At 68.7% G+C, this 25,915-nt stretch carries 25 protein-coding genes; 9 read left to right on the top strand and 16 right to left on the bottom strand.

Features of this window, described 5'->3' with window-relative positions:
• Positions 1-7 precede the first annotated feature (7 nt).
• From FWJ24_RS03320 to FWJ24_RS03310, 3 genes are read left to right on the top strand one after another with little or no spacing between them, the layout of a single operon-like run.
• Positions 8-949: a DUF58 domain-containing protein gene (locus FWJ24_RS03320; RefSeq protein ID WP_246155488.1), complete on the top strand. Its 942-nt coding sequence runs from the start codon at positions 8-10 to the stop codon at positions 947-949.
• Between the two features lie 9 nt (positions 950-958).
• The gene (locus tag FWJ24_RS03315) at positions 959-3,754 is read left to right on the top strand and encodes a DUF4159 domain-containing protein (RefSeq protein WP_150286335.1); all 2,796 of its coding nucleotides are present in this window, start codon (positions 959-961) and stop codon (positions 3,752-3,754) included.
• Complete coding sequence (locus FWJ24_RS03310; protein WP_150286334.1) at positions 3,751-5,856, top strand: hypothetical protein; 2,106 nt, start codon at positions 3,751-3,753, stop codon at positions 5,854-5,856. The genes FWJ24_RS03315 and FWJ24_RS03310 overlap by 4 nt, the downstream gene beginning before the upstream one ends.
• A 1-nt stretch (position 5,857) precedes the next feature.
• Here FWJ24_RS03310 and FWJ24_RS03305 read toward each other — a convergent pair whose 3' ends face one another.
• Positions 5,858-6,358: a GNAT family N-acetyltransferase gene (locus tag FWJ24_RS03305; RefSeq protein WP_150286333.1), complete on the bottom strand. Its 501-nt coding sequence runs from the start codon at positions 6,356-6,358 to the stop codon at positions 5,858-5,860.
• Positions 6,359-6,420: 62 nt separating this feature from the next.
• Positions 6,421-6,894, bottom strand: coding sequence for an NUDIX domain-containing protein (locus tag FWJ24_RS03300; RefSeq protein ID WP_425468897.1), 474 nt, complete (start codon positions 6,892-6,894; stop codon positions 6,421-6,423).
• Between the two features lie 69 nt (positions 6,895-6,963).
• Here FWJ24_RS03300 and FWJ24_RS03295 point away from each other — a divergent pair, with 69 nt between their 5' ends.
• Together FWJ24_RS03295 and FWJ24_RS03290 are read left to right on the top strand one after the other, a co-directional pair.
• Positions 6,964-7,863 (top strand): metallophosphoesterase family protein, encoded by a 900-nt coding sequence (locus FWJ24_RS03295; RefSeq protein ID WP_166443572.1) that lies wholly within the window; start codon positions 6,964-6,966, stop codon positions 7,861-7,863.
• 49 nt (positions 7,864-7,912) lie between these two features.
• Positions 7,913-8,446 (top strand): aminoacyl-tRNA deacylase, encoded by a 534-nt coding sequence (locus tag FWJ24_RS03290; RefSeq protein ID WP_150286330.1) that lies wholly within the window; start codon positions 7,913-7,915, stop codon positions 8,444-8,446.
• Positions 8,447-8,449: 3 nt separating this feature from the next.
• Here the strand turns inward: FWJ24_RS03290 and FWJ24_RS03285 are convergent, their stop codons facing one another.
• Complete coding sequence (locus tag FWJ24_RS03285; RefSeq protein ID WP_150286329.1) at positions 8,450-9,496, bottom strand: NAD(P)/FAD-dependent oxidoreductase; 1,047 nt, start codon at positions 9,494-9,496, stop codon at positions 8,450-8,452.
• A gap of 80 nt (positions 9,497-9,576) precedes the next feature.
• On the opposite strand from FWJ24_RS03285, the gene FWJ24_RS03280 reads away from it, so the two are divergent.
• From FWJ24_RS03280 to FWJ24_RS14570, 3 genes are all read left to right on the top strand, one after another.
• Positions 9,577-10,491: a formate dehydrogenase accessory sulfurtransferase FdhD gene (locus tag FWJ24_RS03280; protein WP_246155486.1), complete on the top strand. Its 915-nt coding sequence runs from the start codon at positions 9,577-9,579 to the stop codon at positions 10,489-10,491.
• Positions 10,488-11,114, top strand: a complete 627-nt coding sequence (gene mobA / locus FWJ24_RS03275) for a molybdenum cofactor guanylyltransferase MobA (protein WP_150286328.1) — start codon at positions 10,488-10,490, stop codon at positions 11,112-11,114. Before FWJ24_RS03280 ends, mobA begins: the two co-directional genes overlap by 4 nt.
• A 138-nt stretch (positions 11,115-11,252) precedes the next feature.
• Positions 11,253-11,390, top strand: coding sequence for a hypothetical protein (locus FWJ24_RS14570; protein ID WP_166443571.1), 138 nt, complete (start codon positions 11,253-11,255; stop codon positions 11,388-11,390).
• Between the two features lie 4 nt (positions 11,391-11,394).
• On the opposite strand, the gene FWJ24_RS03270 is transcribed toward FWJ24_RS14570, so the two are convergent.
• The 12 genes from FWJ24_RS03270 to FWJ24_RS03215 form a co-directional block, all read right to left on the bottom strand.
• Positions 11,395-12,654 carry a molybdopterin molybdotransferase MoeA gene (locus FWJ24_RS03270; protein ID WP_150286327.1) on the bottom strand — a complete coding sequence of 420 codons (1,260 nt, stop codon included), beginning with the start codon at positions 12,652-12,654 and terminating at the stop codon, positions 11,395-11,397.
• A gap of 29 nt (positions 12,655-12,683) precedes the next feature.
• Positions 12,684-13,196, bottom strand: a complete 513-nt coding sequence (gene mobB, locus FWJ24_RS03265; RefSeq protein ID WP_150286326.1) for a molybdopterin-guanine dinucleotide biosynthesis protein B — start codon at positions 13,194-13,196, stop codon at positions 12,684-12,686.
• An 82-nt stretch (positions 13,197-13,278) separates the two neighbouring features.
• Positions 13,279-14,289: a formate dehydrogenase subunit gamma gene (locus FWJ24_RS03260; RefSeq protein WP_150286325.1), complete on the bottom strand. Its 1,011-nt coding sequence runs from the start codon at positions 14,287-14,289 to the stop codon at positions 13,279-13,281.
• A gap of 74 nt (positions 14,290-14,363) precedes the next feature.
• The gene (fdh3B, locus tag FWJ24_RS03255; RefSeq protein ID WP_150286324.1) at positions 14,364-14,960 is read right to left on the bottom strand and encodes a formate dehydrogenase FDH3 subunit beta; all 597 of its coding nucleotides are present in this window, start codon (positions 14,958-14,960) and stop codon (positions 14,364-14,366) included.
• Between the two features lie 14 nt (positions 14,961-14,974).
• Positions 14,975-17,944: a formate dehydrogenase subunit alpha gene (locus tag FWJ24_RS03250; protein ID WP_150286323.1), complete on the bottom strand. Its 2,970-nt coding sequence runs from the start codon at positions 17,942-17,944 to the stop codon at positions 14,975-14,977.
• A gap of 10 nt (positions 17,945-17,954) precedes the next feature.
• Entirely contained in the window at positions 17,955-18,164 is a 210-nt protein-coding gene (locus tag FWJ24_RS03245) for a formate dehydrogenase (protein ID WP_150286322.1), read from the bottom strand.
• Entirely contained in the window at positions 18,161-18,994 is an 834-nt protein-coding gene (locus FWJ24_RS03240) for a molecular chaperone TorD family protein (protein WP_150286321.1), read from the bottom strand. Before FWJ24_RS03240 ends, FWJ24_RS03245 begins: the two co-directional genes overlap by 4 nt.
• 96 nt (positions 18,995-19,090) lie before the next feature.
• On the bottom strand, positions 19,091-19,741 hold the full coding sequence (locus FWJ24_RS03235) for a DUF3306 domain-containing protein (protein ID WP_166443570.1): 651 nt from the start codon (positions 19,739-19,741) through the stop codon (positions 19,091-19,093).
• Positions 19,731-20,240, bottom strand: a complete 510-nt coding sequence (locus FWJ24_RS03230) for a DUF3305 domain-containing protein (protein ID WP_150286319.1) — start codon at positions 20,238-20,240, stop codon at positions 19,731-19,733. The genes FWJ24_RS03235 and FWJ24_RS03230 overlap by 11 nt, the downstream gene beginning before the upstream one ends.
• Before the next feature lie 9 nt (positions 20,241-20,249).
• Complete coding sequence (locus FWJ24_RS03225) at positions 20,250-21,290, bottom strand: DUF6352 family protein (protein WP_150286645.1); 1,041 nt, start codon at positions 21,288-21,290, stop codon at positions 20,250-20,252.
• A 17-nt stretch (positions 21,291-21,307) separates the two neighbouring features.
• Complete coding sequence (locus FWJ24_RS03220; RefSeq protein WP_150286318.1) at positions 21,308-21,850, bottom strand: DUF6505 family protein; 543 nt, start codon at positions 21,848-21,850, stop codon at positions 21,308-21,310.
• Position 21,851: 1 nt separating this feature from the next.
• Positions 21,852-22,604, bottom strand: a complete 753-nt coding sequence (locus tag FWJ24_RS03215) for a biotin/lipoate--protein ligase family protein (RefSeq protein ID WP_150286317.1) — start codon at positions 22,602-22,604, stop codon at positions 21,852-21,854.
• 162 nt (positions 22,605-22,766) lie between these two features.
• Between FWJ24_RS03215 and FWJ24_RS03210 the strand changes: the two genes are divergently transcribed.
• The gene (locus FWJ24_RS03210; protein ID WP_150286316.1) at positions 22,767-24,839 is read left to right on the top strand and encodes a 4Fe-4S dicluster domain-containing protein; all 2,073 of its coding nucleotides are present in this window, start codon (positions 22,767-22,769) and stop codon (positions 24,837-24,839) included.
• Positions 24,840-24,876: 37 nt separating this feature from the next.
• Here the strand turns inward: FWJ24_RS03210 and FWJ24_RS03205 are convergent, their stop codons facing one another.
• Complete coding sequence (locus FWJ24_RS03205) at positions 24,877-25,851, bottom strand: endonuclease/exonuclease/phosphatase family protein (protein ID WP_150286315.1); 975 nt, start codon at positions 25,849-25,851, stop codon at positions 24,877-24,879.
• Between the last annotated feature and the right edge of the window lie 64 nt (positions 25,852-25,915).

The following is a 25,915-nucleotide window of genomic DNA, read 5'->3' as shown; positions in this document are numbered from 1 at the left end:
GAAGGGCTTGCGCGGCGAGGAGGCGAGAGCCGTTCCGGGATTTGCGAAAGGGCTTCCCGGCGCCCTGACGGGCGAGGCGGCGCGGCTGGCGGATATCCTGCCGCATCTCGTCGTCGAGGCGCGCAATGTCGCCGCGCAGCTGCAACTCGGCATCCATGGCCGGCGCCGACCGGGACTGGGCGAGGAATTCTGGGAATTCCGCCCCTTCGTCACCGGCGAGGCGAGCCACCGGATCGACTGGCGCCGCTCGGCGCGCGACGATCGGCTCTATGTCCGCGAGCGGGAATGGGAAAGCGCCGCGGCGCATTGGCTCTGGATCGATCTCTCGGCCTCGATGCATTTCGTCTCGCGCCTTGCGGCGCAGCCGAAGCGCGACCGCGCCATCCTGATCGGGCTCGCGCTCGCCGATCTGCTCGTCCATGCCGGCGAACGCGTCGGCCTGCCCGGCCGCACGCATCCGCTCGCCTCGCGCAACATCATCATGCGGCTTGCCGAGGCGATGCTGCGGCCGGGCGCTCCGGAACCGGCCTCGGCGCCGGCCATGCCGGAGGGGCTGCACCTGCGCCGGCACGATCATCTCATCATGATCGGCGATTTCATCCTGCCGCCTGCACAATATGCCGAGCGCGTCGCCGCGCTGGCCGCCTCCGGTATAAAGGGGACGCTGGTGCTGATCCGCGATCCGGCCGAGGAGGACTTCCCCTTCGCGGGCGAACTCGAATTCGAGGGGCTGGAGGAGGTCGATGCCTGGCGGATCGGCGATGCCGCCGAGGTGGCGGGCCGCTACCGCGACCGGATCGCCGCAATCACCGCGGAATTGCGGCGCATCGCCACGCGGCACGGGTTCGGCTTCGTCAAGCATGTCACGCATCGCCCGGCGGCGGAGACCCTGCTCCAGCTCGCGGCGCTGATCGGCGGCCAGCCGGCCTCGGCCGGCGCGGTGCGATAGGAGGCGGGCATGCTTGCGGGTCTCACCTTTCTCGCTCCTCTCGCGCTCGCGGCGCTGATCGTGCTGCCGGCGCTCTACTTCCTGCTGCGCCTGACCCCGCCGCCGCCCCGGCGGCTGCCGCTGCCGACCCTGCCGCTGGTGCGCGACATCCTCGGCCGCGAGCGCGAGCCGGCGCGCACGCCCTGGTGGCTGCTCGCCCTGCGCCTCGCCGCCGCCGCCGCGATCATCCTCGCGGTCGCCGGTCCGCGCTGGCAGCCGCCCGGCGGCCTGCGCGCCGAGAGCGCCTCCGGCCCGCTCCTGCTGCTGCTGGACGACGGCTGGCCCGCCGCCGCGGCCTGGAAAACCCGGATCGAGCGCGCCGCCGCCCTGATCGAAGCCACCATGCAGCGGCCCGTGCTGCTGATCGCCGCGAGCGACGAGCAGCCGGCACGCCAGCCGGAAACCGCGCGCGCGGCATTGTCGCGGCTCAATTCGCTGGCGCCGAAACCCTGGCATCCGCCGCGCGCGGCGATGTTCGAGGCCGCCGCAGCCCTGCTCGCCGCCAGCCCCGATGCCGCCGCGATCTGGATCAGCGACGGGTTGCTGGGCGAGGACGAGGCGCCGCGCATCGCCGCCTTCCGCGCGGCCGCGGGCGAGCGGCTCGACATCATCGCCGCCCCCGCCGCGACGCTGCTGGGCCTTGTCGGCCTCGACCAGAACGCCGAGGGCCTCGAGGCGATCATCCGCCGGCCCGCGGCGGATGGCGCGCCGGCGCCGGGCCTCGTGCGCGCCTATGACGACAAGGGCCGCCCGCTCGGCGATGCCGGCTTCGCCTTCGCCCCCGCCGCCACGGAGGCGCGGGCGCGGCTCGCCCTGCCGACCGAGATCGTCAACGACATCGCCCGGATCGAGATCGCCGATCACCGCTCCGCCGGTGCCGTACAGCTTCTCGACGGCGCGCATCGCCGCCGCCGCGTCGCGCTCATCACCGGCGAGACCGCGGATACCGCGCAGCCGCTTGTCTCCGGCCGCTATTTCCTCGTCCGCGCACTCGAACCCTATTCCGACCTGCGCGAGCCGCCGCGCGGTGTGACCGACCCGATCGGCCGCGCGCTCGAGGAACGGCCCGATATCCTGGTTCTGGTCGATTTCGGCACCCTCTCCGGCGAATCCGCGAGCCAGGTCGCGCGCTTCGTCGAGAATGGCGGCATGCTCGTGCGCTTCGCAGGGCCAGGTCTCGCGGCATCGAGCGACGACTTGCTCCCCGTGCGCCTGCGTCGCGGCGGCCGCATCCTCGGCGGCGCCCTCTCCTGGGACAGGCCGCAGAAACTCGGCGAGATCCCCGAGGGCTCGCCCTTCGCGGGGCTCACGCGCCATGCCGATGTGCGGATCGAGCGCCAGGTGCTCGCCGAGCCCGACAGCGAGCTGATGCGCGCGAGCTGGGCCGTTCTGGAGGATGGAACCCCGCTGGTGACCGGCGCGCAACGCGGGGCCGGGCAGATCGTGCTTTTCCACGTCACCGCCTCGACCGCCTGGTCGAACCTGCCGCTCTCCGGACTGTTCGTCGACATGCTTCGCCGCCTGCTGCTCACGGCCAAGGGTCAGGCGGGCGGCGATTCCGCGCGCGGAGAGGCCGCCGTCAAGCTCGCGCCGCGCCTGACGCTCGACGGGTTCGGCGCGCTCTCCGCCGCCGCCGGCCATGCGCGGCCGATCGATACGCGCCACACGGCACCCGCGAGCCGTGACCATCCGCCGGGCTATTACGGCCCCCCGGAAGCCGCGCTGGCGGTCAATGTGCTCAATGCCTCGGTTGCGCTCGCCGCCATCGATTTCGGCTCCGCCGGCCCCCTTCCGCTCGAGAACGCGCGCGGCGTGGATTTCCGGCCGGCGCTGCTGCTCGTCGCGGCCCTGCTGGTGATTGCGGATTCGCTTGCAGTGGCGCTGCTCGGCGGCGCGATTGCGCGGCTGCGCCGAAGCCCGGCGCCCGCAGCAGGGCTCGGAGCCGGCGGGTTCGGGCTCGCCCTGCTGCTCCTCATCGCGCCCGGCGACGCCATCGCGCAAGGATCGGATCCGCAGGCGGTGCGGCCGGAAGATATCCGCTCCTCGCTACGGCCGCGCCTGGCCTATATCGTCACCGGCAACGCCCAGGTCGACGAGGCGAGCCGCGCCGGGCTCTACGGCCTCGGGCAGATCCTCAGCCAGCGCACCGCGCTCCAGCTCGACGAGCCGATCGGGCTCGATCCGGCGCGGGATGAGCTTGTGTTCTATTCGATGATCTACTGGCCGGTGCTCGCGGGGCAGCCCATGCCCTCCGAGGCGGCGATCCGCGCGATCGGCAATTTCATGCGCCAGGGCGGCACGATGGTGTTCGACACGCGTGACGCCTTCATCCAGCGCTCCGGCGGCCAGCCGACCGCCGAGACCCGCGCCCTGCGCCAGATGCTGGCGACGCTCGACATTCCCGCGCTGGAGCCGATCCCGCGCGATCATGTGCTGACCAAGACCTTTTACCTCCTCGACCGCTTCACCGGCCGCTACGTGACCGGCGACAGCTGGGTCGAGGCCCTGACCGGGCCGAGCGACAGCAAAGTTCCGGCGCGCGCCGGCGACCGCGTCTCGCCGATCATCATCACCTCGAACGACCTCGCCGCCGCCTGGGCGACCGACCGGCTCGGCAACCCGCTCTACCCGCTGGTGCCGGGCGAGCCGCGCCAGCGCGAGATGGCCTATCGCACCGGCGTCAATCTCGTGATGTATGTCTTCACCGGCAATTACAAGGCCGATCAGGTCCATGTGCCGGCGCTGCTCGAAAGGCTCGGGCAATGAATGCCGACCGCCTCACCCTCGATTTCGCGCCCGCCCTGCCCTGGTGGCTGCTCGCCGTGCTCGCGGCGGCGGGCCTCATCGCCGCCGGCTACCTGATCTGGCGCGGCAGGCGCGGGGCCTGGCTGCGGCTCGTCGCGGTGGCGCTGATCCTCGCCGGGCTCGCCGATCCGCGTCTTGTCAGCGAGAAGCGCGACAGGCTGAGCGATATCGTCGCCGTGGTGGTGGATCGCTCCGGCTCGCAGACCATCGCCGGCCGGATGGAGGAGACCGAGGCCGCGCTGCGTTCCCTGACCGAGAGCCTGAAAGCGCGCCCCAACACCGAGATCCGCATCGTGGACGTCTTCGACCGCGACGCGGCGGGAGACGGCACGCGCCTCTTCGAGACGCTCGCCACCGCGACGCGCGACGTGCCGCAGGACCGCCTTGCCGGGATCATCGCCATCACCGACGGCAATGTCCACGATATCCCCGCCGATCGCGGCCGGCTCGGCTTCACCGCGCCGTTCCACGCCCTGGTGACCGGACGCGCGGATGAATTTGACCGCCGGATCGAGCTGGTCGAAGCCCCGCGCTTCGGCATCGTCGGCAAGGAGATCACCGCGACGCTGCGTATCGAGGCCAATGGCGGCCCGGCTGGACCGGTGCGGCTCACGATCCGCCAGAACGGCGAGCCGGTCGGCGGCGCCACCGCCCTGCCCGGCGTTCCGCTGAAACTGGCGCTGAGGATCGATCGCGCCGGCATGAACCTGTTCGAACTCGCGATCGAGACCGCGCCCGGCGAACTCACGGAACTCAACAACCGCCTCGCCCTGCCGGTCGAGGGTGTGCGCGAGAAGCTGCGTGTGCTGCTCGTTTCGGGCGAACCGCATGCCGGTGAGCGCACCTGGCGCAACCTGCTCAAGGCCGATCCGAACGTCGAACTGGTGCATTTCACGATTCTGCGCCCCCCCGAGAAGCAGGACGGAACGCCGACCAACGAACTCTCTCTGATCGCCTTCCCGACGCGTGAACTGTTCGTCACGAAGATCAAGGAATTCGACCTGATCATCTTCGACCGCTACTCGAACCAGACCTTTCTGCCGACGCTCTATTTCGAGAACATGGTGCGCTATGTCCGGGAGGGCGGCGCGATGCTCTTCGCTGTCGGGCCGGAGATCGTGGCGCGGAACGGGCTTCTCTCGACCCCGCTCAACGAGATCATGCCCGCGGAACCGACCGGCACCGTGCTCGAACGGCCCTTCCGCGCCGAGATCACCGATCTCGGCCGCCGCCACCCCGTAACCCGCGGGCTTGACGGCGCGGGCGAACCCGGCGGCGAGCCGCGCTGGGCCCCCTGGTTCCGGCAGATCGCCGCCCGCGCGCGGTCCGGCCAGAGCCTCCTGCACGGGATCGACGATCTGCCGTTGCTGGAATTGCGGCGCGAGGGCAAGGGTCGGGTCGGGCTGTTCCTGTCCGATCATGTCTGGCTCTGGGCGCGCGGCTATGCCGGCGGCGGCCCCTATCTCGACCTGCTGCGGCGGCTCTCGCATTGGCTGATGAAGGAGCCGGAGCTTGAGGAGGAGGCCCTGCGCCTTTCGCTGGGCGGCGGGCGCATCATCGTCGAGCGCCGCACCATCGGCGGTCCGCCGGGTGAGGTCCGCCTCACCGAGCCCGCCGGCGGCGTATCGCCCGTGCCCCTCGCCGAGGCCGAGCCCGGCATCTGGCGTGCCGAAATCGCGATCCGGCGCGCCGGGCTCTACAAGGCGGAGAATGGCGGGCTCGTCGCCTTCATCAATGCCGGCCAGCCCAACCCGCGCGAATTCCGCCAGGTCGTCAGCACCCTTGATGATCTCGCCCCCGTGGCCGAGGCGACCGGCGGCTCCGTGCGGCGGATCTTCGCGCGGGGAAGCCTCGATCTGCCGCGGATCGTCGATATCCGCTCCGGAACCCGCTTCGGCGGCGCGGATTATATCGGCCTGCGCCCCACCGAGGCGACGATCCTGCGCGGGCTGACGGTGACGCCGCTCGGGCTCGGCTTCCTCGGCCTCGGATTGCTGCTCCTGCCGCTGATCGGCGCCTGGCTCGCCGAGGGCGCGCGCCGGCGTGCCAAGGCGGCGGGCTGAGTCAATCGCCACCGCGCACCGCGCCGGTGATCCGCTCCAGCGCCCCCGGCTGAAGTTCCAGCGCGAGGAGCCGCGCCGGATCGACCGGCCCCGGCAGCCGGATGCGGCCCGGCGGCACGCGCCGATAGCCGTGGCGGGAATAATAGGCCTCGTCCCCCACGAGCAGGATCAGGTCGCCGCGCGCCGCCCGCGCCGCCAGCGCGCCGCGTTCGAGCAGCGCCCGGCCGATCCCCCTTCCCTCGAAGGCTGGATCGACCACGAGCGGCCCGAGCATGAAGGCGGGATGCGCATCGATCCGGATCGGCGTCAGCTGCACCGAGCCGACCATTAGCGAGCCGACGCGTGCGACAAAGGCCAGGCTTTCCGCATGCTGCGCCTGCTCGCGGATGCGGAAGGCGGTGCGCGCGAAACGGCCCGGGCCGAATGCCCGCGCCTGAAGACGGTCGACTGCCGCCTCGTCGGCGGCGGATTGCGGTTCGATGGTCACGTCGAGCTGGGTCATGATCGCGGGAGAAGGCGCGGGAACGCGGCCCGTGTCAACCTCCGCCGGCGCGGCGCGCGGGGCTACCAGAACGGATCGGGCGGCAGCCCGTCCAGCACCTCCGCCAGCCGGCGGCGGGTGCCGCCGGTCGTGCCGTCCGGCAGGCCATCAAGCGGGAAGAAGCCGGTTTCCGCGATTTCCCGGTCGGGCGGACGCGGGCCGAGAACGCGGAAATCGCGCAGGACGAACAGCGCCACATGGTCGCGGCGGGAGGCGTCGCGGTTGAAATATACGCCATGCAGCCGTGCCGGACCGGTCAGCGCGATATTGGCCTCCTCGGCCAGTTCCTGCCGCGCGGCGTCGAGCAATGTCTGGCCGGCCTCGACCCCGCCGCCCGGCAGGTGCCAGCCCGGCACATAGGTGTGGCGCACCAGGAAGACCCGCCCCTTAGCGTCGAGCACCATCACCCGCACGCCCAGCGTCATGCCCCGGCTGAGCCAGAACCAGGCATGAAGGAGCCGGGTCACGATCCGGCGCCGCACCCCGCCCGCCGCGATCTTGCCGCTTGACGGATCGGCATGCGCGGGCAACAGGGGGGCCGCTTCCTCCGCGCGGGTGTCGTTCACTTGGAATTCCTGCTGGCCCATCTCTCGGATCCGCATATCGGGCCTCTCCCGCGGATACCGTTCCGCAAGCTGATCAACAAGCGCCTCACCGGCGCGCTGAACTGGCACGGCGCGCGCGCGACGATCCACAGCATGGATGTCCTGGCCGAGATCATCGCTGATCTCGCGCGCCATACGCCCGATCACATCGCGCTGACGGGCGATCTCGTCAATGTCGGGTACGAGCCGGAATTCCCGCAGGCCATGGCGGCGGTGCGCAGCCTCGGCGATGCCGGATCGGTCTCGATCGTGCCGGGCAACCACGATGCCTATATCCGCGAATCGCTGCCGGCCATGGAGCGGGTCTTCCGCCCCTACATGCTGGGCGATGGCGCCGAGGGGCCGTGCCGCTTCCCCTATCTGCGGCGGCGCGGCGGCGTGGCGCTGATCGGCGTCAATTCCGGCGTGCCGACCCTGCCTTTCATGGCGACCGGCCGTGTCGGCGAGGCGCAGCGCGCGGCGCTCGCCGATCTCCTCGACAGCACGCGGCAGGAGGGCCTGTTCCGCGTCGTGATGATCCATCATCCGCCGCTGAAGACCGTGACGCGCTTCGGACGAAACCTCATGGACCAGCGGAAGATGGCGGAGCTGCTCGGCCGCCACGGCGCCGAACTCGTGCTGCACGGGCACAACCACCGCCATTCGCTGGCCGAGATCACGGGACCGGCCGGGCCGGTTCCGGTGCTCGGCGTCGCCTCGGCCTCCGCGGTGCCGGGCACGCCGGGGCATCTCGCCGAATACCACCTGATCGCGATCAACCCCGCCGCGCGCACGGCGCGGATCACGCGCCGCGGCACGCCGCGCGGCGGCGGGCCGGTGACGACGCTCGCGGAATTCACGCTGCCTCGAACCGCTCGTTAACCAAGATGACGGCATAATCCGAGCATTCTCTCAGCAGAAGGCGCGAGCCGTGTCGGTTGCCCAGCAGGTCGAGCAGGACGAAATCAACCCGCCGGACGGCGATGTTCCCGGCGCCTCGCCCGCGACGCGCCGCGTGCTCGCCGCGCTCTATCGCGATGCGATCCCCTATACGCTGAAGCTGCTGCCGCCGGAGGCCAACACCCCCGAGAGCATGGCGGCCGCCTGCGATTGCGAACTGCCCTTCATCGTGCTCAGCGCGATGTTCCGCGGCAAGGCGACCAAGAAGCCCTATCTGCTGCTGCATTCAGCAACTTCGCCGATCAGCGAGAAGCTGCTCGGCGCCACAGTGGGCGAAAATCTCGCCCGCGCCGATGCCGAATCGGCGCTGCGCATCACCGGCTTCCCGCTCGAAGCGATCCCGCCGGTGGCGCTGCTGAACCGCGTGCCGATCATGATGGATTCCGCCGTCACCCGCTTCGCGCGCATCTGGGTTCCCGCCGGCAGTGCGGATGCCATGGTCTCGGTGCCGACGCTGGTGCTCGCACGCGCCATCTCCGCGCGGCTCATCCGCCTCGACGCCTGATCCTCAGCCGGCCACGCCGAGCTTCTTCTGCAGGCTCGTCGACGAGGTCGTGTACTGGAACACGATCCGCTTCTCGGGGAAGACATAGCGGTGCACCTTCTGCGCCGCGAGCGCCCCTTCGTGGAAACCGGACAGGATCAGCTTCAGCTTGCCGGGATAGGTGTTGATGTCGCCGATGGCGAAGATGCCCGGCACATTGGTCTCGAACTTCTCGGTGTCGACCGGAACCAGGTTCTCGTGCAGCGCAAGGCCCCAATCGGCGATCGGGCCGAGCTTCATCGTCAGCCCGAAGAAGGGCAGCAGCGTATCCGCGGCGATGGTGAAGGTCTCCCCGGCATTGCCCCGGCATTCCACCGCCTCGAGCGCCGGCGGCGCGCCGCGCAGGGCGGTGATCTGGCCGATGCGCAGATCCATCGCGCCCTCGGCGACCAGCCGGCGCATCCGCTCGACGGAATGCGGCGCGGCGCGGAACTCGTCGCGCCGGTGCATCAGCGTCACCCGCCTGGCGAGCGGCTGGAGGTTCAGGGTCCAGTCGAGCGCCGAATCGCCGCCGCCGACGATCAGCACCGACCGGTCGCGCAACTGCTCGACCCGCCGCACGGCATAGAAGACCGAATGCCCCTCATAAGCCTCGATGCCCTCGATCGGCGGCTTCTTGGGCTGGAACGAACCGCCGCCGGCGGCGATGATCAGCGTCCGCGCCTCGAACATGGTGCCGACATCGGTCGCGACGCGGAAGCACGGCGCCTCGGCGGTGCCCAGCACCTCGACCGCCGCGACCATCTCGCCGAAATGGAAGCTCGGGGAAAAGGGCGCGATCTGCGCCATCAGGTTGTCGATGAGCTCCTGTCCCGAAATGACCGGATAGCCGGGGATGTCGTAGATCGGCTTTTCCGGGTAGAGTTCGGCGCATTGGCCGCCCGGTTTCGGCAGGATATCGACGACATGGGCGCGGATATCGAGAAGCCCGAGTTCGAACACCGCGAAGAGCCCGACGGGCCCGGCCCCGATGATCAGGCAATCGGTCTTGATCGGCGCGTCGTTCGACATAGTGTTCCCCGGTAATGACCCGAGCGGCTTTGTGGCAACAAACCCCGCGGCTTGGCAAGCATGCGCCGCACATGCCGGCCATGCGGCGCGAAACGGACCGGACGATGGATTTCCTAGACGAATACCGGCTCCGGCCGGACCCCGCCGATCCGCGGCTTTCGGTCGCGGTCACCGGTGTCAACGAGGCCGGCGAACCGGTCGAGACCCGCGTCACGGTCGAGCGGGCGCTGACTCTGTTCCTCAATTCCCGCGAGATCGTCACCATGATGACGATCGGCGATCATCCGGAATATCTGGCGCTCGGCTATCTGCTCAACCAGAACATGCTGCGGCCGGAAACGCCGGTCACGGGGATCGATTACGACGACGATCTCGGCGTCGTCGTCGTGCGCACCGAGGCCGAGACGGATTTCGAGGAAAAGCTCAGGAAACGCACCCAGACCTCCGGCTGCGCGCAGGGCACGATCTTCGGCGATCTCATGGACGTGATCGAGAACGCCCGCCTGCCTGCGACACCCCTGCGCACCTCCTGGCTCTACGCGCTGACGCACAAGATCAACCAGACCCCCTCCCTTTACCTCGAATCGGGCGCGATCCACGGCTGCGTGCTCGCCCGCGAGGATCGGCCGCTCGTCTATATGGAGGATGTCGGGCGCCACAACGCGGTAGACAAGATCGCCGGCTACATGCAGCACCACGCCATCGACCCCGCCGACAAGATCTTCTACACGACCGGACGGCTGACCTCCGAGATGGTGATCAAGACCGTGCGCATGGGGATCCCGGTGCTCGTCTCGCGCTCCGGCTTCACCGCCTGGGGAGTTGAACTCGCCCGCAAGGCGGGGCTGACGCTGATCGGCCGCGCGCGCGGCAAGCGTTTCGTCGCGCTCGCCGGCGCCGGGCGGCTGATCTTCGACCAGGATCTCGCCTATGTGCCGGACGAGGGCGCGCGGCACCGCCGCAAGGGCGCGCGCGCCGCGGAGGACGCGGAATGAGCGCGGAACTTGCCGTCGTTCTCCTCGCCGGCGGGCGCGCGACGCGCATGGGCGGCGGCGACAAGCCGCTGCTCACGGTCGGTGGCCAGCCCATTCTCGCACGCGCCATCGCCGCGACCACCGGGCCGGGGCGCGCGCTCGTGCTCAACGCCAATGCCGATCCCGGCCGTTTCGCCGCGTTCGGCCTGCCCGTCGTGGCGGATGCGACGGGCGATTATCCCGGCCCGCTCGCCGGCATCCTCGCCGGGCTCGACTGGGCCGCCGCCCATACACGCACGCGTGACCTTCTCTCCGTGCCGGGCGATTGCCCCTTCCTGCCCCCCGATCTCGCCGAGCGGCTGGAGGCGGCGCGGCGCGCGGCCGGAACGCCGTTCGCCTGCGCGGGCTCGGGCGGCTGGACGCATCCCGTGATCGGGCTCTGGCCGCTCGCGCTGCGCGAGGATCTGCGGGCCGCGCTGGCAGCCGGCGAGCGCAAGATCGATCGGTTCACCGCCCGCCATGGCTGCGCCACCGCAGAATGGCCGGTCGAGCCGGTCGACCCGTTCTTCAATGTCAACACCCCGGAGGACCTCGCGCGCGCCGAGGCGGTCGCCGTGCATCTCGGGCAAGGCAGCTCCGGCTGAGGAGCCCGGACAGGGCCTGCCGTCCCGGATATGGTTCCGGGGCATTTTCTGTGATCGACCGGTAGCCACCGGCGCGTGAAATGCTCTAGAATAAGTATAAAATCGGGCGTCCCGCCCGGAGAACCGCTGGAGGAGAGCATGAAGGCTTTTATTGTGTCGCTCATCGTGATGGTCGCGGTCGCGGCCGGGGCCTCGGTCGTGCTCAACAGCCAATTCCAGAAATCGGCGGACGAGGCCTACACGACCTCCGGCGCGCGGATCGATCGCGCGCATTGAGGTTTCAGGCGAGGAGCGCCGCGAAGGGCAGGTAGCCGACCGCATCGCCGGGGGCAACGGCGAGGCATTCCTCCCCGAGTTCGACGAAACCATCCGATTCGGTCAGCGATGAGACGAGCGCGGCGCCGTCGCGCGGGAAGAGGCGGGCGATGACGCCTCTCTCAGCGTCGCGCACCAGCGAGACGCGGACATATTCCCGCCGCTCCGCCTTCTTGCGATAGGCAAAACCGGCCACGGCCGGCACCGGCATCGGCCGGACGGGGGCCGCGCCGGCGAGCAGGTCGAGCACCGGCCCCACGAAGCGCGTGAAGGTCACGAAAACCGCCGCCGGATTGCCGGGCATGCCGAGAAAGGGCCGGCCGGCGATCGTTCCCATGGCGATGGGCCGGCCGGGCTTGATCGCCAGCCGCCAGAAATTGAGCCGTCCCGCGGCCTCGACCGCCGCCTTGACGTGATCCTCCTCCCCGGTCGAGACCCCGCCGCTGGTGACGAGCGCCTCGCAGCGCTCTGCTGCGGCGGCGAGCGCGCGGGCGATCGCGTCGCGGTTATCGGGCAGGATGCCGAGATCGACGGGCTCCATGCCGCGCGCGGCGAGCAGACCCGCGAGCATCGGCCGGTTGGAATCGAACTGCGCGCCCGGCGGCAGCGGGCCCGAACCGGGCTCGACCACCTCGTCGCCGGTGGAGAACAGGCCGACACGCAATGGCCGGCGTACGCGGACCCGGCCGAGCCCCAAAGCCGCCAGCGCCGCCACGTGCTGCGGACGCAGGCGCGTTCCGGCGCGGAGCGCCACGGCACCGGCGGCGAAATCCTCCCCGGCGAAGCGGCGGTTGGCGCCGGGCGCCAACCCCGGCGGCAGCCGGACATGATCGCCCTCGACGCGCACATCCTCCTGCATGAACACGGTATCGGCGCCGGGCGGCATCATCGCACCGGTAAAGATCCGCGCCGCGCTGCCGGGCGCGAGCGGCGCGACACCGCGCGTGCCAGCTGGAATTCGCACCGAGATCGGCAGCCGCGTCTCCCCCGCGCCGGCGAGATCCGCATGCCGGACAGCGTAGCCGTCAACCGCGGAATTGTCGAAACCGGGCACGGCGGCGGGCGCGACGACATCATCCGCGAGCACCCGCCCGCAGGCCGCGCCGAGCGCGACCTCCTCCGGCGCAGCGACGGCGCCGAGACGGGCCGCGAGATCGTCGAGCGCGGCATCAAGCCGCAGCAGGGCCATGCCGGCCGAAAAACAATCCGAACTGAGCTGCGCCACCTGCCTGCCTCCGCCTGCGCCGCAGGGCCTCAATCGAAAATCATGCCCGGTGGCACCGCGAGATTGATGACGAGATTGGCCAGCGTCTCCGCATCGTCAAGGGCGACTTGCGGCAGGGCCACATCCGGGAAGGGCGCATCGGTCGCGATCGCGCGGATCGCCGGATCCTGCGGGTACAGCGGCGGCTTGCCGTTCGCAGCCCGGAACACCTCGATCTTCGGATGCCGCTCGCGCTTGAACCCTTCGATGATCACGTAATCGACCGGCGCCATGCGCTTGAGCAGCCGACCGAGCGTCCATTCCGGCTCGTCGCGCAATTCCCGCATCAGCGCGATCCGCTTGGCGGAACTCACCAGAACCTCGGTGGCGCCGGCCATGCGGTGGGCATGGCTATCCTTGCCGGGTTGATCGACATCGAAACGGTGATGCGCGTGCTTGAGGGTCGAGACGCGCGCACCGCGCCCGACGAGGACGGGAATGAGGCGCGCCAGGAGGGTGGTCTTGCCCGAGCCGCTCCAGCCCGCGAGGCCGATGATCCGCATGCGTTTTTCCAGAAAAAAGGGCGCCGAGCGGCGCCCTCTAGCTCCAAACGGACGATTTGTCACGCCAGCGATGGCACTGGTGTCACTCCGCAGGCTGCGCGGAGCCGATGATCGCCGGTGTGCCCTTGCGCGCCATCTCCTGCTCGACCCAGAGCGAATGATGCTCCTTCGCCCAGTTGAGATCGACCTCGCCGGACCCCATCGCATCGAAGGCGCCCTCCATGCCGACCGAGCCGATATAGATATGGCCGAGGATCAGCGCCATCATCAGATAGGCGACGGTGCCGTGGATGGTCGCATGCCATTGCACATCGGCGATCCCCTCCTGTGTCGGGAACAGCAGATGCCAGCCGGAAAGGGCGAGGAAGAAGCCGCCCACGACCACGCTCCAGAAAACGATCTTCTGCCCGCCATTGAAGCGCTTCGCCGGCGGATGCCCCTTGCCGAGCAGGCCACCGCCGGCCGCGAACCAGCCGAGATCGGTGCTGTCCGGGATATTGTCCTTGATCCAGACGAGAAAGGTGAGCACCACGCCGAGCATGAATGCGAAGCCGACGAAGTTATGGGTCAGCTTGGCGAATCCGGCCCAGGCGGCGAAGGCTTCGGGGCCCATCACCGGCGCAAGGATGGTCTTGCCGAAGGTGACATTGATGCCCGTCAACGCAAGCACCAGGAAGCTCGTCGCGGTGAGCCAATGCGTCACCCGCTCCACGGAGCCGAAGCGGAGGATGCGCATCGTCGAAGCGCCGGCATCGATGCGGATCCGGCCGCGCAGCATGTAAAACCCGACGAGCAGCGCCAGCATGCCGAGCAGTGCTACCGCGCCGATGCGCGGCAGCGTCTCCTGGTTGAAGGCCCGCCAATCGCGCCCCGGCTGGATCAGGCTCGCCGCCTGCGCGTTGGGAATCGTAACCCGGCCGGTGATCGCGGCGCCGGGCTTCAGTGCGTCGAGAAGCTGCTGCTCCTTGACCGATTGTGCGGTGGGGTTGACGCTGCCCTGAGCACGTGCCGCCTCGGGAGCAGCAGCCAGAGCCAGAGCCAGGATGAAAGCGGCCAGTCCGCCGCGCAGGATAGTCGAGAGCCGGTTCAGCACGTCAGCCTCCGCTGATTCTCAGGTTTGCCTCGAAGGCGGCCGGCCTGAGCGCCGCCCGCCGCCGCTGGGCACGCTTAGATCGCGATCGTCTCCTTGTAGGCGACCTTCCAACCCCAGGCGCCGGAACCATAGCCGCGCTTGGCCACCCGCTCCTTGTAGATCTGGGCGATGATGTCGCCGTCGCCGGCGAGCAGCGCCTTGGTCGAGCACATTTCCGCGCAGAGCGGCAGCTTCCCCTCCGCGAGGCGGTTTCGGCCGTATTTTTCAAGTTCTGCGGGCGAACCGTCGGCCTCCGGGCCGCCGGCGCAATAGGTGCATTTGTCCATCTTGCCGCGCGAGCCGAAATTCGCGGTCTTGGGATATTGCGGCGCGCCGAACGGACAGGCGTAGAAGCAATAGCCGCAGCCGATGCACAGATCCTTCGAGTGCAGCACCACCGCATCGGCCGTGGTGTAGAAGCAATTGACCGGGCAGACGGAGGCGCAGGGCGCATCCGTGCAATGCATGCAGGCCATCGAGACGGAGCGCTCGCCGGGTTTGCCGTCATTCAGCGTCACGACGCGGCGCCGGTTGATGCCCCAGGGCACCTCGTGCTCGTTCTTGCAGGCGGTGACGCAGGCATTGCATTCGATGCAGCGATCCGCGTCGCAGAGAAATTTCATGCGGGCCATGTTTCATTCCCTCCTTATGCCGCGCGGATCTGGCAGAGCGTGGTCTTGCCTTCGTGCATGCCCGTCACCGGATCATAGCCGTAGGTGGTCACGGTATTGACGCTCTCGCCGAGAACGACCGGATCGGCCCCCTTCGGATATTTCGAGCGCTGGTCCACCCCCTGGAAATAGCCGCCGAAATGGAACGGCATCCAGGCGACGCCCTTGCCGACGCGTTCGGTGACGAGCGCCTTGACACGCGCCTTCGAATTGCTCTCGGGCCCGAACACCCAGACCCAGGCGCCATCGCGGATGCCGCGATCAGCTGCATCCGCCGGGTTGATCTCGACGAACATGTCCTGCTGGAGTTCGGCGAGCCACGGGTTGGAGCGCGTCTCCTCGCCGCCGCCTTCATATTCGACGAGCCGCCCCGAGGAGAGGATCAGCGGGAATTCCTTGGCAATTCCCTTGTCCAACGCCGCCTTCTGCACCGTGAACCCGATATTCGGCATGCGGAAATGCCGGTAATCGGCCCGGGTCGGGTATTTGGCGACCAGTTCGGTGCGGGGCGAATAGATCGGCTCGCGATGGACGGGGATCGGATCCGGCAGGTTCCAGGCATTGGCGCGGGCCTTGCCGTTTCCGAACGGAATGCAGCCATGCTCCAGCGCAACGCGCTGGATGCCGCCCGAGAGGTCGATCGCCCAGGAGACGGCATCGGGGTTGTTGCCGCCGATCCGGTTGATCGTGGCGAGTTCGCTCTCGGTGAGGTCCTTGTCCCAGCCGAGCTTCTTGAGCACGCCGAGCGTGAATTGCGGGTAGCCGTCCTTGATCTCGGAATCCTTGGAATAGGACCCTTCGGCAAGCAGGTTGACCTTCTTCTTGCTGCCGTCCGGCTGCGGCTCCTCGTATTCGACGCCGAAACGGGCGCGGAAGGTGCCGCCGCCATCCTTGACGTGCAGGTTGGTGTTGTAGAGGTGATGCGTGCCGGGATGACGGTATTCCGGCGTGCCCCAGCACGGCCAGGGCAGACCGTAATAATCGCCGGCGATCTCGGGCGGTGCGTCCTTGGGCGCCCGGAGCGTCACGATGTCGAACTTGTCCTGGTGCTTCATATGCGCCTTGAGCCGCTCCGGCGACTGGCCGCAATAGCCGGTGGACCAGCCGCCGCGATTGATCTCGCGAAGGATGGATTCGGCTTCGGGCTCCATGCCGTATTTGCCCTTCACCATCGTGATGTTCTTGAACATCCGGTCGGCGAAGCCGAGCTTCTCGGCGAACTTGTAGATGACCCAGTAATCGTTCGCGCTTTCGAAGATCGGGTCGACGATCTTCTCGCCCCATTGAATCGACCGGTTCGAGGCCGTGCGCGAGCCGTCGCACTCGAAGCTCGTGCAGGCCGGCAGGAGATAGGTGCCGTTCTTGCGGCCCGAGATATGCGCGAAGGTCGTCGGATGCGGATCGACGATGACCATCAGATCCAGCGCCTCGAGCCCCTTCACCATTTCCGGCATGCGCGGGATGGTGTTGCCGCCATGGCCCATGACGAACACGCCCTTGAGCGTATCGCGCTGCTGAACCTGGTCCTTCGGCATCGTCACCGCGTCGAACCAGCGAGTCGAGGGAATGCCAGGGACATTCATCATCGACGTTTCCTTGCCGTCCGGCGCCTTGGTCACGTCGAAGCGGCTCTTGAACCACTCGAAATCCGTTTCCCAGACGCGGGCCCAATGGCGCCAGGCCGCATCGTCGAGGCCGTAATAGAGCGGCAGCGTCGTCACATCGAGGCCGAGATCGGTCGCGCCCTGCACATTGGTGTGGCCGCGGAAGATATTGGCGCCGACGCCCTGCCCGCCGACATTGCCGGTGGCGAGCAGCAGGATGCAGAAGGCGCGGACATTGGCGGTGCCGACCGTGTGCTGCGTCGCGCCCATGCACCAGATGAAGGTCGAGGGCTTCTCGGTTGCGAAGGCCTTGGCGACCTTCTCAAGCTGCGCGCCGGGGATGCCGGTGACGCGCTCCACCTCGTCCGGCGTCCATTTCTCGACCTCCTTGCGCACCATATCCATGCCGTAGACGCGCTGGGCGATGAACTGCTTGTCCTCCCAGCCGTTCTTGAAGATGTGGTACAGCATGCCCCAGATCACCGGAATGTCGGTGCCTGAACGGAAGCGGACATATTCCGTCGCATGCGCCGCCGTGCGGGTCATGCGCGGATCGATGACGATCACATTGGCGCGGTTCGTTTCCTTGCCGGTCAGGATATGCTGCATCGAGACCGGATGCGCCTCCGCCGCATTCGACCCCATGAAGATGATGGTCTTGGCGTTGCGGATATCGTTGTAGGAATTGGTCTGCGCGCCGTAACCCCAGGTATTCGCAACACCGGCAACGGTCGTCGAGTGGCAGATGCGCGCCTGATGATCGACGTTGTTCGTGCCCCAATAGGCCGCGAATTTGCGGAAGAGGTAGGCGGCCTCGTTGGTGAATTTCGCCGACCCGAGGAACCAGACCGATTCCGGCCCGGATTTCTCGCGTATCTCAAGCATCTTCTTCGAGATTTCGTCGTAGGCGACATCCCAGGAGATGCGCTGCCACTCGCCGTTGACGAGTTTGAGCGGATATTTCAGCCGCCGCTCACCCTTGACGAGTTCGCGCACCGCCGCGCCCTTGGCGCAATGCGTGCCGCGGTTGATCGGGCTGTCCCAGGCCGGCTCCTGGCCGACCCAGACCCCCTCCTGCACCTCGGCCTTGACCGTGCAGCCCACCGAGCAATGCGTGCACATATTGGTCCGGATCTCGACCGGCTTGCCCGGCTTCGGCATCGAGGCCCGGGCCTCGCGCACCGAGCCGAACCCGATCGACCCGAGCGCTGCAAGCCCGCCGGCCGCGATGCCGGAACGCCGCAGGAAGGTGCGGCGATCGAGCCGCTCGGCACCGGTGGCCGCGAGCGACGCGGCGAACGAACTGCGGGCGGCAGACGCATCCTTGCGCTTGATCAGCATGGCGTTTCCCTCAGTAACGGTTGGTCGCGTAATATTTCTTGACGTGGTCCGTTTCCTTGTACCGCGCCTTCTTCTTCTCGCCGTCGTTTTCGGAAGCCCTGGCCGCCTCCCCGACCGCGACCCCGCCGGCAGCGGCCGTCGCGCCGAGGAGCCCCGCACCGAGGAAACCGCGGCGCGAGCGGTCCACGATCTCCCGGCCTTCGTCCTTCGTCCTGCTCATGTCCGTGCTCCCTCAATCGTTCCGGTCTCGACCGGGCCATCCTGATGATCGTCGAGCGCGAAAGCCTCGCACTCCAGACGGATGAATGCGGCGCCCAGCCGCCCGACGGCGCGGTAGAACCGCGCAGCCTCGGCCCTAGCGAGATCTTCGAAGAACCGCTCCGCCCAGGGGGCGAGATGGCGCGAGAAGAACCGGCGCTCCTCCCCGGCCTCGGCGGCGAAGCGCCGCCCCGCAAGCCCGGCCATGGTTTCAAGGAGGTAGCCGATATGGTCCTCGGGCTCGCTCATGCCCTCGCCGCGCGCGATTCCAAGGCGCTTCATGTCGCTCCGCACCCGGACGAGCGGCCGCTCGTAGAGAAAACCGGTGAGATAATAGGAGGCATAGGGCAGCAATTCGCCGCGCCCGATGCCGATGAACAGGTCGAAATGCTCGCGCGCGACCCGCCCGGCATCGACCTCCCCGGCCGCCTGCCCCAGCGCCGCGAGCGCCGGGCCGAGGGCGCTCTCATCCGCCACGCCCGCAAGACCGGAAAGCTCCGCGACGATGGTCTCGTCCGGAACATGGTGGATGAGATTGGCGAGCAGCAGGTAGAGCCGGGCCCGCGCCTCGTCGATCGCATCCGGCGCCTGAAGATCGGAAGTCGGCTCAGGATAGAGATCCGGCCGCAAGAGCGAGCGCGGCACCGACGTCACGCCCTCGACGGCAACCACCCGCTCGGCGGGAACCTTTGTCCAGCTTGAAACCGAGGGCTGTGCAACGCCGATGCGGCGAGCGAGAGCGGAAACGCCGCCTGCGGCGCGGATCGCCAGCTGCAATCCCTGATCTCTCATTTCCACCCTTGCTGCGGCGTTGAAGGCCGTCTTTTGGAAATACAATCATTCAAAATTATAGGCGGAACCTATGCCACGGCAAGGGAAAAACGCCGGTCAGACCGGAACTGCGCCACCATGTCGCCGCCGGACAGGTTGACGTTGATTTTCCTTGCGAATTTCCAGCTCCGGTGCGTCCGGATCCGGTTCGCGCGGTGCGTCCTCCGGCCTTGAGGACACCGGAAGCGCCGGCTCGGCGGGCGGCGGATCGCCCGACATGTCCGGAACGGCCGGCGTCACGGCCTCTCCTGATAAGACCGATTCCTGTTCGATCACCCCTTCCATCCCAGCCGGTGCGGGCGGGGGGGCGGCGCCGGTCATCCGGCTGAGATGAGACGGCAGATCGAACCCGGTCTCCAGGGCCCCAAAGCCCGGGATCGCGGCGGGATCGTTGAAGTCCCAGGCGTAATCGGCCGGTCCGATATAGCTGCGGATGAAGGGATCCTCACTCCAGATCCGCCTCAGCGCGGCGTTGCGCAGCGCGTCCGGCACCTCCTTGCGCAGGAAATCGCGGATATCGCTTTCGGCGGTCAGGCTCTCGACCGGCGGCAGGCTGGCGGGGTCGAAGGGCTCCGCCTCGGCTTCCATCCCGTCCGCCGGCGCGGGTGCGTCCACGGCCGCGGGCAGGGCTGGCTCCACCGCCTCCGGCCGCGCCGCGGCGCGCTTGCGGCGCGACCAGCGCCCGAGAAAGCCGCCCTCATCCGCCATGATCGCCTCCCCGTCCCGGCCGGCGGCGGCCGAGTCCGTCGGGATCGGCGCGGTCACGCTTGCGCTTGAAGAAATCCCGCTCGACATGATGTTCGTCGACGAAAGCGGCGAGCGCGGCGGCGATTTCCGGCGCCATCGGCACGGTGCCGACAAGATTGGCCTCGGATTCGGCATGCGCCTCGCCTTCCGCGGGATCGGCCGTGACGGTGACGAGCGTCAGCGTCGCATCGAGCGCATCCTCCCGCATCACCACCCAGAGCTTCGGCGCGCCGCTGAGGAGATTGTCGCGATAGCGCGCCGTCTCGACCGAGGAGAAGACGAGGTTTTCCGCGCCGACATAATAGCGCTCGCCCGTCTCGTCCCGCGCGATCAGGGTCATGCGGGCCGCAGCCGGAATCCCCGTCAGCACCGCCTCGACCGACCAGGTATGGTCGATCCAGGGGCTTGCCGCCTTGCGCTTCTCGGCGATGACGCCGACGGGGATCGACATTTCCGGCATGCCGCCTCCTCAGCCCTGATCCGGCGCCAGCGGCAGGCCGGCGACGAGATTCTGCGGCTTGATCCGCATCAGCCGGTCCGGATCCATGGCGAGGATCGCGAAGCCCTGCCCGCCGCGCTGCGCGCTGAGGATGCGCGGATGATCGGGCAGCGTAAAGGTGAACAGCGCGAGCACCCGCGCACGGGCCTCTTCCGCCAGCGCCTCGCCCCGCCAGAGGCGGTTGCCGATCGCCGTGGCTTCGGCATCGAGCGCCAAGAACCACGTGAAGCGCGCGTTCTCGAAACCCTCGACCGGTCGGAATTCCGGCGTGAAGCCGAGCAGGTGCCGGGTCCAGATCGCCATGGCGCGGGCGAGCGCGGGGCGCCCGTGCTCGGGATCGGTGAGATCGAACACCAGGTCATGCGCATCCGAGCGCGCCGCATAGCCTCCGGCATTCGCCGGCTTGAGCACTTCAAGCTCGGTGACGGCCGGCCCGCCGAGCATGTTGAGCAGCGGCGAATGCTGCCGGTCATGCTCGTGCAGCGCGATGGCTTCCTCGTCCGCGAGCAGGAGCGAGCCTTCATGCACCGTGACGCGCTGGGGGCGGAAGAAGCATTCCGCCGCCCGCAGCACATGCGCGTCGCGGATGCCGTCGAACGCATTGCGCGCGACGAGATGCGTCAGATGCTGCACGAAGAGCGGCGGGATCCGACCCATCCCCCCGCGCAGAAGCGCGAGGTAGGCCGCCTCCAGCGTCGCATGCGCGAGCAGATGGTCGCGGAAGGCGAGGAAGAGCCCGAAATTCTCGCGCGCATCGGCATCGGCGATCAGCGCGATCTCGTCGGGCGGGATGGCGGCACGCGGCGCGGCCAGGAGGCGCGCATGTAGCCCCCGCTCCACCGGGCAGGCCTCCGCCGGCGGCATCAGTTCTGGCCGGGCGAGATAGGCCTTGAGGAATTCGTCGGTGACGACAAGCCCGCCATGATCGGCGCGATCGACGAGATGATGCCCGCTTGCGACCCAGAAATCCGGCGCGCCGGCATCCCGCGGCTCGGCCGGCGCCTCCGCCATCCCCTCGGCCGCTCCCGTCATGACGCTTCCTTCCCTATCGCAAGCCCCGCCAGATCGACCCGCTCCTCGACATCCGGCTCGTCCGCGATCTCGACGAAGGTGAAGGCGCGCGAATGCCGCTCGTCGGTGCCCGGCAGCAGCGTGCGGAAGCGCTCGACGATCTCGCCATTCTCGACGCTGCGATGGATCGCGACAAGCGTCCCCACCGGCGGCTCGGCGAGTTCCTCGGCATAGGCGATCTCGGCCTCGGCCGCCGCCCGCGCGGCCGAGGCGTCCGGGGCGCCGCATTCGGCGAGAAGCCGCGCGGCGAGTGCGTCGACAAGGCCCGCACGCTCCCCCGCATCCGCCTCGACGATCGTCACCAGCGTCGACCAGCCGAAGCTCGAAACCCCGAGCAGCCCGGACCGGAACGCCGCCCGCTCCTTGCCGATCAGCGTTTCGACCGGCCGCTCCCAGAACAGGAAGGTGCCGGGCACCGCCCATTCGCCCGGCTCCGCCGCACGGGTGAAGACGAAGGCATCCGACGGATCGAGCCGGATCGTGCGCAGCAGCCTCGCCATGTCAGCCCCGCGGCTCGCCGGTTTCGGGATCGCGCCATTCCGGCGCCGCGCCCCCCTCCGGGAAGGGGAGGCGGCGCGGGGCGCCGCCGCCTTCGTCGATGAGCAGGTCGCCGTTCTCGTCGATGCCCCGCCGCTTCGCGCCGCGCCCCGTCTCGAGGCGGGACAGATAGCGCGGGCCGATCTCGCGCATGCCCTTCTCCGACCAATTGTCGACCTCGACCAGGAATTGCCGGGAGAAGGAGGCCGAGACGCCGGCGGGGTTCCAGGCCATGAAGCCCTCATCGTCGAGCGTGGTGATGCCGGGGCCGAGCCCCATCCCCTGATCCCGGACCCCGCCGGCCCGGACCATGGCGCCGAAGATCAGCCAATCGGGCGTCTCATCCGCGCTGCAACCGTCCGGCCAGGCGATCCGGCCGCCGCCGATCAGCGCGCCGTCGAAATGGAGCGCGCCGGGATAATGGAAGCCGATCGGCTTCTCCGGCGGCGCGAGCAGGGCCAGCGCCTCGGCGAGCGCGTTCATGCCGGCAAACAGGATCTTCCGCGCGATCCGCAGCGGTTCCTGCGGTTCGAGGGTGATCGCAAACTCGATCAGCTCGAAGCGGCCGACATAATGCAGGCTCCCGGCGCCGCGATACGCCTCCCCGGAAGCCTGCGCCGCCGCGAGCGCCGTCGCGAAGGCGTCCTCGCGCTCACGAAGCCGGAAGGGCGCGATCAGCGGCGGGAAATCGGCATCCTCAAGCGCAGGCAGGTCCATACGGCGCGGTCATCCTGTCCATCCGGGCTCCGATACGGGATTTGAACGCATTTTCCGCACGCCCCTTGTCTCCCGGAACGCAACGTTATTTGTAGGGATTCCAAAAAAGACAAGGGCGAAGCGAGATTGCGCCGCCTGCCGCCGAGGGAGAACCGACCCGCCATGACCGACGCGATCGCACGCCCGGAATCGCCGGAATCGCCGCGGGAAACGCTGTTCGTCTGCTCCTGCGAAGGCAGCTTCACACCGGATCTTGCGGCGATCGGCCAGACGATCGCCGGGAGCGACGTCGTGTTGCGCGCCTGCGAGCATCTCTGCGGGCCCGAGCGCGACCGGCTCGCCGAGGCTGCGCGCGGCAGCGCCGTCACCATCGCCTGCCGCCAGGAGGAGGCGGGATTGCGCGCCGCCCTCGACGATCTCGGCTTCGAAGGCACGCAGACCTATGTCGATATTCGCGATTCGGCCGGCTGGTCGCGCGAGGGCGCGGCAGCCGGCGCGAAAATGGCGGCACTCATCGCCGCCGCGCGCCTCGCGCCGCCCGCCCTGCCCTTCGTGACGCTCGAGAGCCAGGGCGTGATCCTCGTCTATGGCCGGGACGAGACCGCCATCGAGGCCGGGCGTCAGCTCGCCGAGAGCCTCGACGTCACGGTGATGCTGAACGCCCCGGGCGATATCATCCCGCCGGTCGCGCGCGATTTCCCGATCCTGCGCGGCCGCATCCGCCAGGCGAAGGGCTGGCTCGGCAATTTCGAGCTGACCTGCGACGAGGTCGCGGCCGCGCGGCCCTCCTCGCGTGCGCGCCTCGAATTCGGCCCGCCGAAATCCGGTGCCGTCTCGCGCTGCGACCTTATCCTCGATCTTGCCGGCGAAACGCCGCTCTTCGCGGCCGGCGCGCTGCGAGACGGCTATCTGCGCGCCGATCCGAACAGCCCGGCGGCGGTTGCGGCCGCGATCGCCCGCGCGCGTGATCTCGTCGGCACCTTCGACAAGCCGAAATACGTCGATTTTCACGCCGAGCTCTGCGCGCATTCCCGCAACCGGATCACCGGCTGCGCGCGCTGCCTCGAAATCTGCCCGACCGGAGCGATCACCCCCGCCGGGGATCATGTCGCCATCGATCCGCATATCTGCGCCGGCTGCGGCGGCTGCGCGTCCGTCTGCCCGACCGGCGCCGCCGCCTATGCGCTGCCTTCGGCCGAGGAGACGATGCGGCGCCTGCGCACGCTGCTCGCCACCCATGCCGCAGCCGGCGGGCGCGACGCGGTGCTCCTCGTCCATGACACGCCGCACGGCGCCCCGCTGATCGCGGCGCTCGCCCGCCATGGCGAGGGGCTGCCGGCACGCGTCCTCCCGCTTGCGCTCAATGAAGTCACACAACTCGGCATCGGCGAGATCGCCGCCGCCTTTGCGTATGGCGCGGCGGGGATCGCCTTCCTCGTACCGGAGAAGCCCAAGCACGATCTGGCGCCGCTCAGCCGGCTCGCGGCGCTCGCGGGCGCGCTCATGCCGGCGATGGGCCACGCGGCCGAGGCACTCGCCGTGATCCAGACCGACGATCCCGATGCGCTGCTCGCGCGGCTCCGCGCCCTGCCCCGCGGCGGCGCGACGCCGCCCGCGACCTTTCAGCCGCGCGGGGCCGGGCGGGCGCTGACGATGCTCGCCCTGCGCGAATGGCACGCGCATGCCCCGGCGCGACCGGAGCGGGTGGCGCTGCCGCCGGGCGCCCCCTTCGGCCGCGTGACGATCGAAGCGGAGGGCTGCACGCTCTGCCTCTCCTGCGTCTCCGCCTGCCCGGCCGCGGCGCTTTCCGCCAATCCCGACCGGCCGGAACTGCGCTTCCAGGAGGATCTCTGCGTTCAATGCGGGCTCTGCGTCGCGACCTGCCCAGAAGACGTGATGACGCTGGAACCCCGTCTCGACTTCACCCGCATCACCGCGCCGCCGCTGACGCTGAAGCAGGAGGAGCCCTACCCTTGCGACCGCTGTGGCAAGCCCTTCGGCACGAAGGCGACAATCGAACGGATCAAGGCCAAGCTCGCCGGCCAGCACTGGATGTATTCCGGCCCCAATGCCGACCGCCTGAGCCTCGTCGGCTATTGCGACGATTGCCGGATCGAGACCGCCGCCTTGGCCGGGTTCGATCCCTATGGGGGACCGGCGCGGCCGCTGGTCCGGACCAACGAGGATTATCCGCGCACAAACCATGACGCCGCGGCGGATGGGGAACACAACTGACGGATTGGGCGACAGAACCTCCCGCCCTCCGCCGGGTTCAGTCCTCGTCGAAGAAATAGAAGCGGCCGATCACCGGCAGATGGTCACTCACGTTGTCGACGATCCATTCGAGCGCCTTGCGGCTGCCGTCGAGCTTCGTCCATTGCAGGACTTCGGCCTTGGTATGCGCGGCCGATGTGGCCTTGCTCGCGCCGGCCGAGAGCATGATGTAATCGAGCCGCGATTTCTTGCCATTCTTGAAGAGATGGCTCGCCTCGTTCTTTGGGTTGTAGGATTCGAACGCCACCTCGCCCTTCTCCTCCAGTGCGCGGATCGGCGCGAATTCCGGGCGCTCGGCCAGCGTGTTCCAATCGCCGGCCATGATGAGGTCGGAATCGGTGGCATCGCCCTCGATCCATTCGGCGAGCTTCCTGGCCGCTTCCTCGCGCTGGGCGGTTCCGTCATCGCCCGACGCATCCGGGCGCTGGCTCTTCAGATGCAGGCCGACCAATTCGAAATCGAACGGCGAGAGCTCCCCGCTCGGCTCGCGGGCGAGGACCGTGAGTCCGACCTGCACCGGCAGGCGCGGAAAGACCCGCTTGCGCGTGCCGGGAATGACGAGATCGGGCGAGAACAGCTCCGTCGGATTCGAGGTCGCGCGCACGAAGGCGGTATCGTAGAGCAGGGTTACGCGCTGATCGCCGCCGAGCGAACCGTAATAGCTCTTGTAGGAGCCCGCGCCGTATTCGAACAGCTTCCGGATGACCGGCTCCATGGATTGATCCTCGATCTCCTGGAGCACGAAGACATCCGCGTTGATCTCGGCCATGATTTGGGCAATCAGATCGACCCGCTTCGGATCCTTGACGTTGAACCATTTGATGTTCCACGTCACGAGATCGAGAAACTTGTCGCTTCCCCGCTGTTCCGGGGTCAGGAAATCGTTGAAGACGATCTTGCCCAGATTGTCGTTTTCGACGGCGACGACATCAACGAGCGGTTTCTTCGGCGTCTTTCTGGTTTTCTTAGCCATGAAAGTATTCCTCCCCCCGTATTGGAGGAGGATGCCAGAATATAGGAATATAAGCAAACCTGCC

This window comes from Rhabdaerophilum calidifontis (assembly GCF_008641065.1).
In the GTDB taxonomy this organism is placed as follows: Bacteria; Pseudomonadota; Alphaproteobacteria; order Rhizobiales; family Beijerinckiaceae; genus Rhabdaerophilum; species Rhabdaerophilum calidifontis.
This window is presented reverse-complemented; position numbering and strand designations above follow the sequence as displayed.

What these genes read in the sequence shown, in the direction of transcription:
- FWJ24_RS03250 (WP_150286323.1), bottom strand. Translation starts at nt 17,944, where the DNA reads ATGCTGATCAAGCGCAAGGATGCGTCTGCCGCCCGCAGTTCGTTCGCC.
- FWJ24_RS03310 (WP_150286334.1), top strand. Translation starts at nt 3,751, where the DNA reads ATGAATGCCGACCGCCTCACCCTCGATTTCGCGCCCGCCCTGCCCTGG.
- FWJ24_RS03220 (WP_150286318.1), bottom strand. Translation starts at nt 21,850, where the DNA reads ATGGCGAGGCTGCTGCGCACGATCCGGCTCGATCCGTCGGATGCCTTC.
- FWJ24_RS03285 (WP_150286329.1), bottom strand. Translation starts at nt 9,496, where the DNA reads ATGTCGAACGACGCGCCGATCAAGACCGATTGCCTGATCATCGGGGCC.
- FWJ24_RS03215 (WP_150286317.1), bottom strand. Translation starts at nt 22,604, where the DNA reads ATGGACCTGCCTGCGCTTGAGGATGCCGATTTCCCGCCGCTGATCGCG.
- mobB (WP_150286326.1), bottom strand. Translation starts at nt 13,196, where the DNA reads ATGCGGATCATCGGCCTCGCGGGCTGGAGCGGCTCGGGCAAGACCACC.
- FWJ24_RS03240 (WP_150286321.1), bottom strand. Translation starts at nt 18,994, where the DNA reads ATGAGAGATCAGGGATTGCAGCTGGCGATCCGCGCCGCAGGCGGCGTT.
- FWJ24_RS03205 (WP_150286315.1), bottom strand. Translation starts at nt 25,851, where the DNA reads ATGGCTAAGAAAACCAGAAAGACGCCGAAGAAACCGCTCGTTGATGTC.
- fdh3B (WP_150286324.1), bottom strand. Translation starts at nt 14,960, where the DNA reads ATGGCCCGCATGAAATTTCTCTGCGACGCGGATCGCTGCATCGAATGC.
- mobA (WP_150286328.1), top strand. Translation starts at nt 10,488, where the DNA reads ATGAGCGCGGAACTTGCCGTCGTTCTCCTCGCCGGCGGGCGCGCGACG.
- FWJ24_RS03280 (WP_246155486.1), top strand. Translation starts at nt 9,577, where the DNA reads ATGCGGCGCGAAACGGACCGGACGATGGATTTCCTAGACGAATACCGG.
- FWJ24_RS03245 (WP_150286322.1), bottom strand. Translation starts at nt 18,164, where the DNA reads ATGAGCAGGACGAAGGACGAAGGCCGGGAGATCGTGGACCGCTCGCGC.
- FWJ24_RS14570 (WP_166443571.1), top strand. Translation starts at nt 11,253, where the DNA reads ATGAAGGCTTTTATTGTGTCGCTCATCGTGATGGTCGCGGTCGCGGCC.
- FWJ24_RS03315 (WP_150286335.1), top strand. Translation starts at nt 959, where the DNA reads ATGCTTGCGGGTCTCACCTTTCTCGCTCCTCTCGCGCTCGCGGCGCTG.
- FWJ24_RS03230 (WP_150286319.1), bottom strand. Translation starts at nt 20,240, where the DNA reads ATGCCGGAAATGTCGATCCCCGTCGGCGTCATCGCCGAGAAGCGCAAG.
- FWJ24_RS03305 (WP_150286333.1), bottom strand. Translation starts at nt 6,358, where the DNA reads ATGACCCAGCTCGACGTGACCATCGAACCGCAATCCGCCGCCGACGAG.
- FWJ24_RS03235 (WP_166443570.1), bottom strand. Translation starts at nt 19,741, where the DNA reads ATGGCGGATGAGGGCGGCTTTCTCGGGCGCTGGTCGCGCCGCAAGCGC.
- FWJ24_RS03225 (WP_150286645.1), bottom strand. Translation starts at nt 21,290, where the DNA reads ATGGCGGAGGCGCCGGCCGAGCCGCGGGATGCCGGCGCGCCGGATTTC.
- FWJ24_RS03210 (WP_150286316.1), top strand. Translation starts at nt 22,767, where the DNA reads ATGACCGACGCGATCGCACGCCCGGAATCGCCGGAATCGCCGCGGGAA.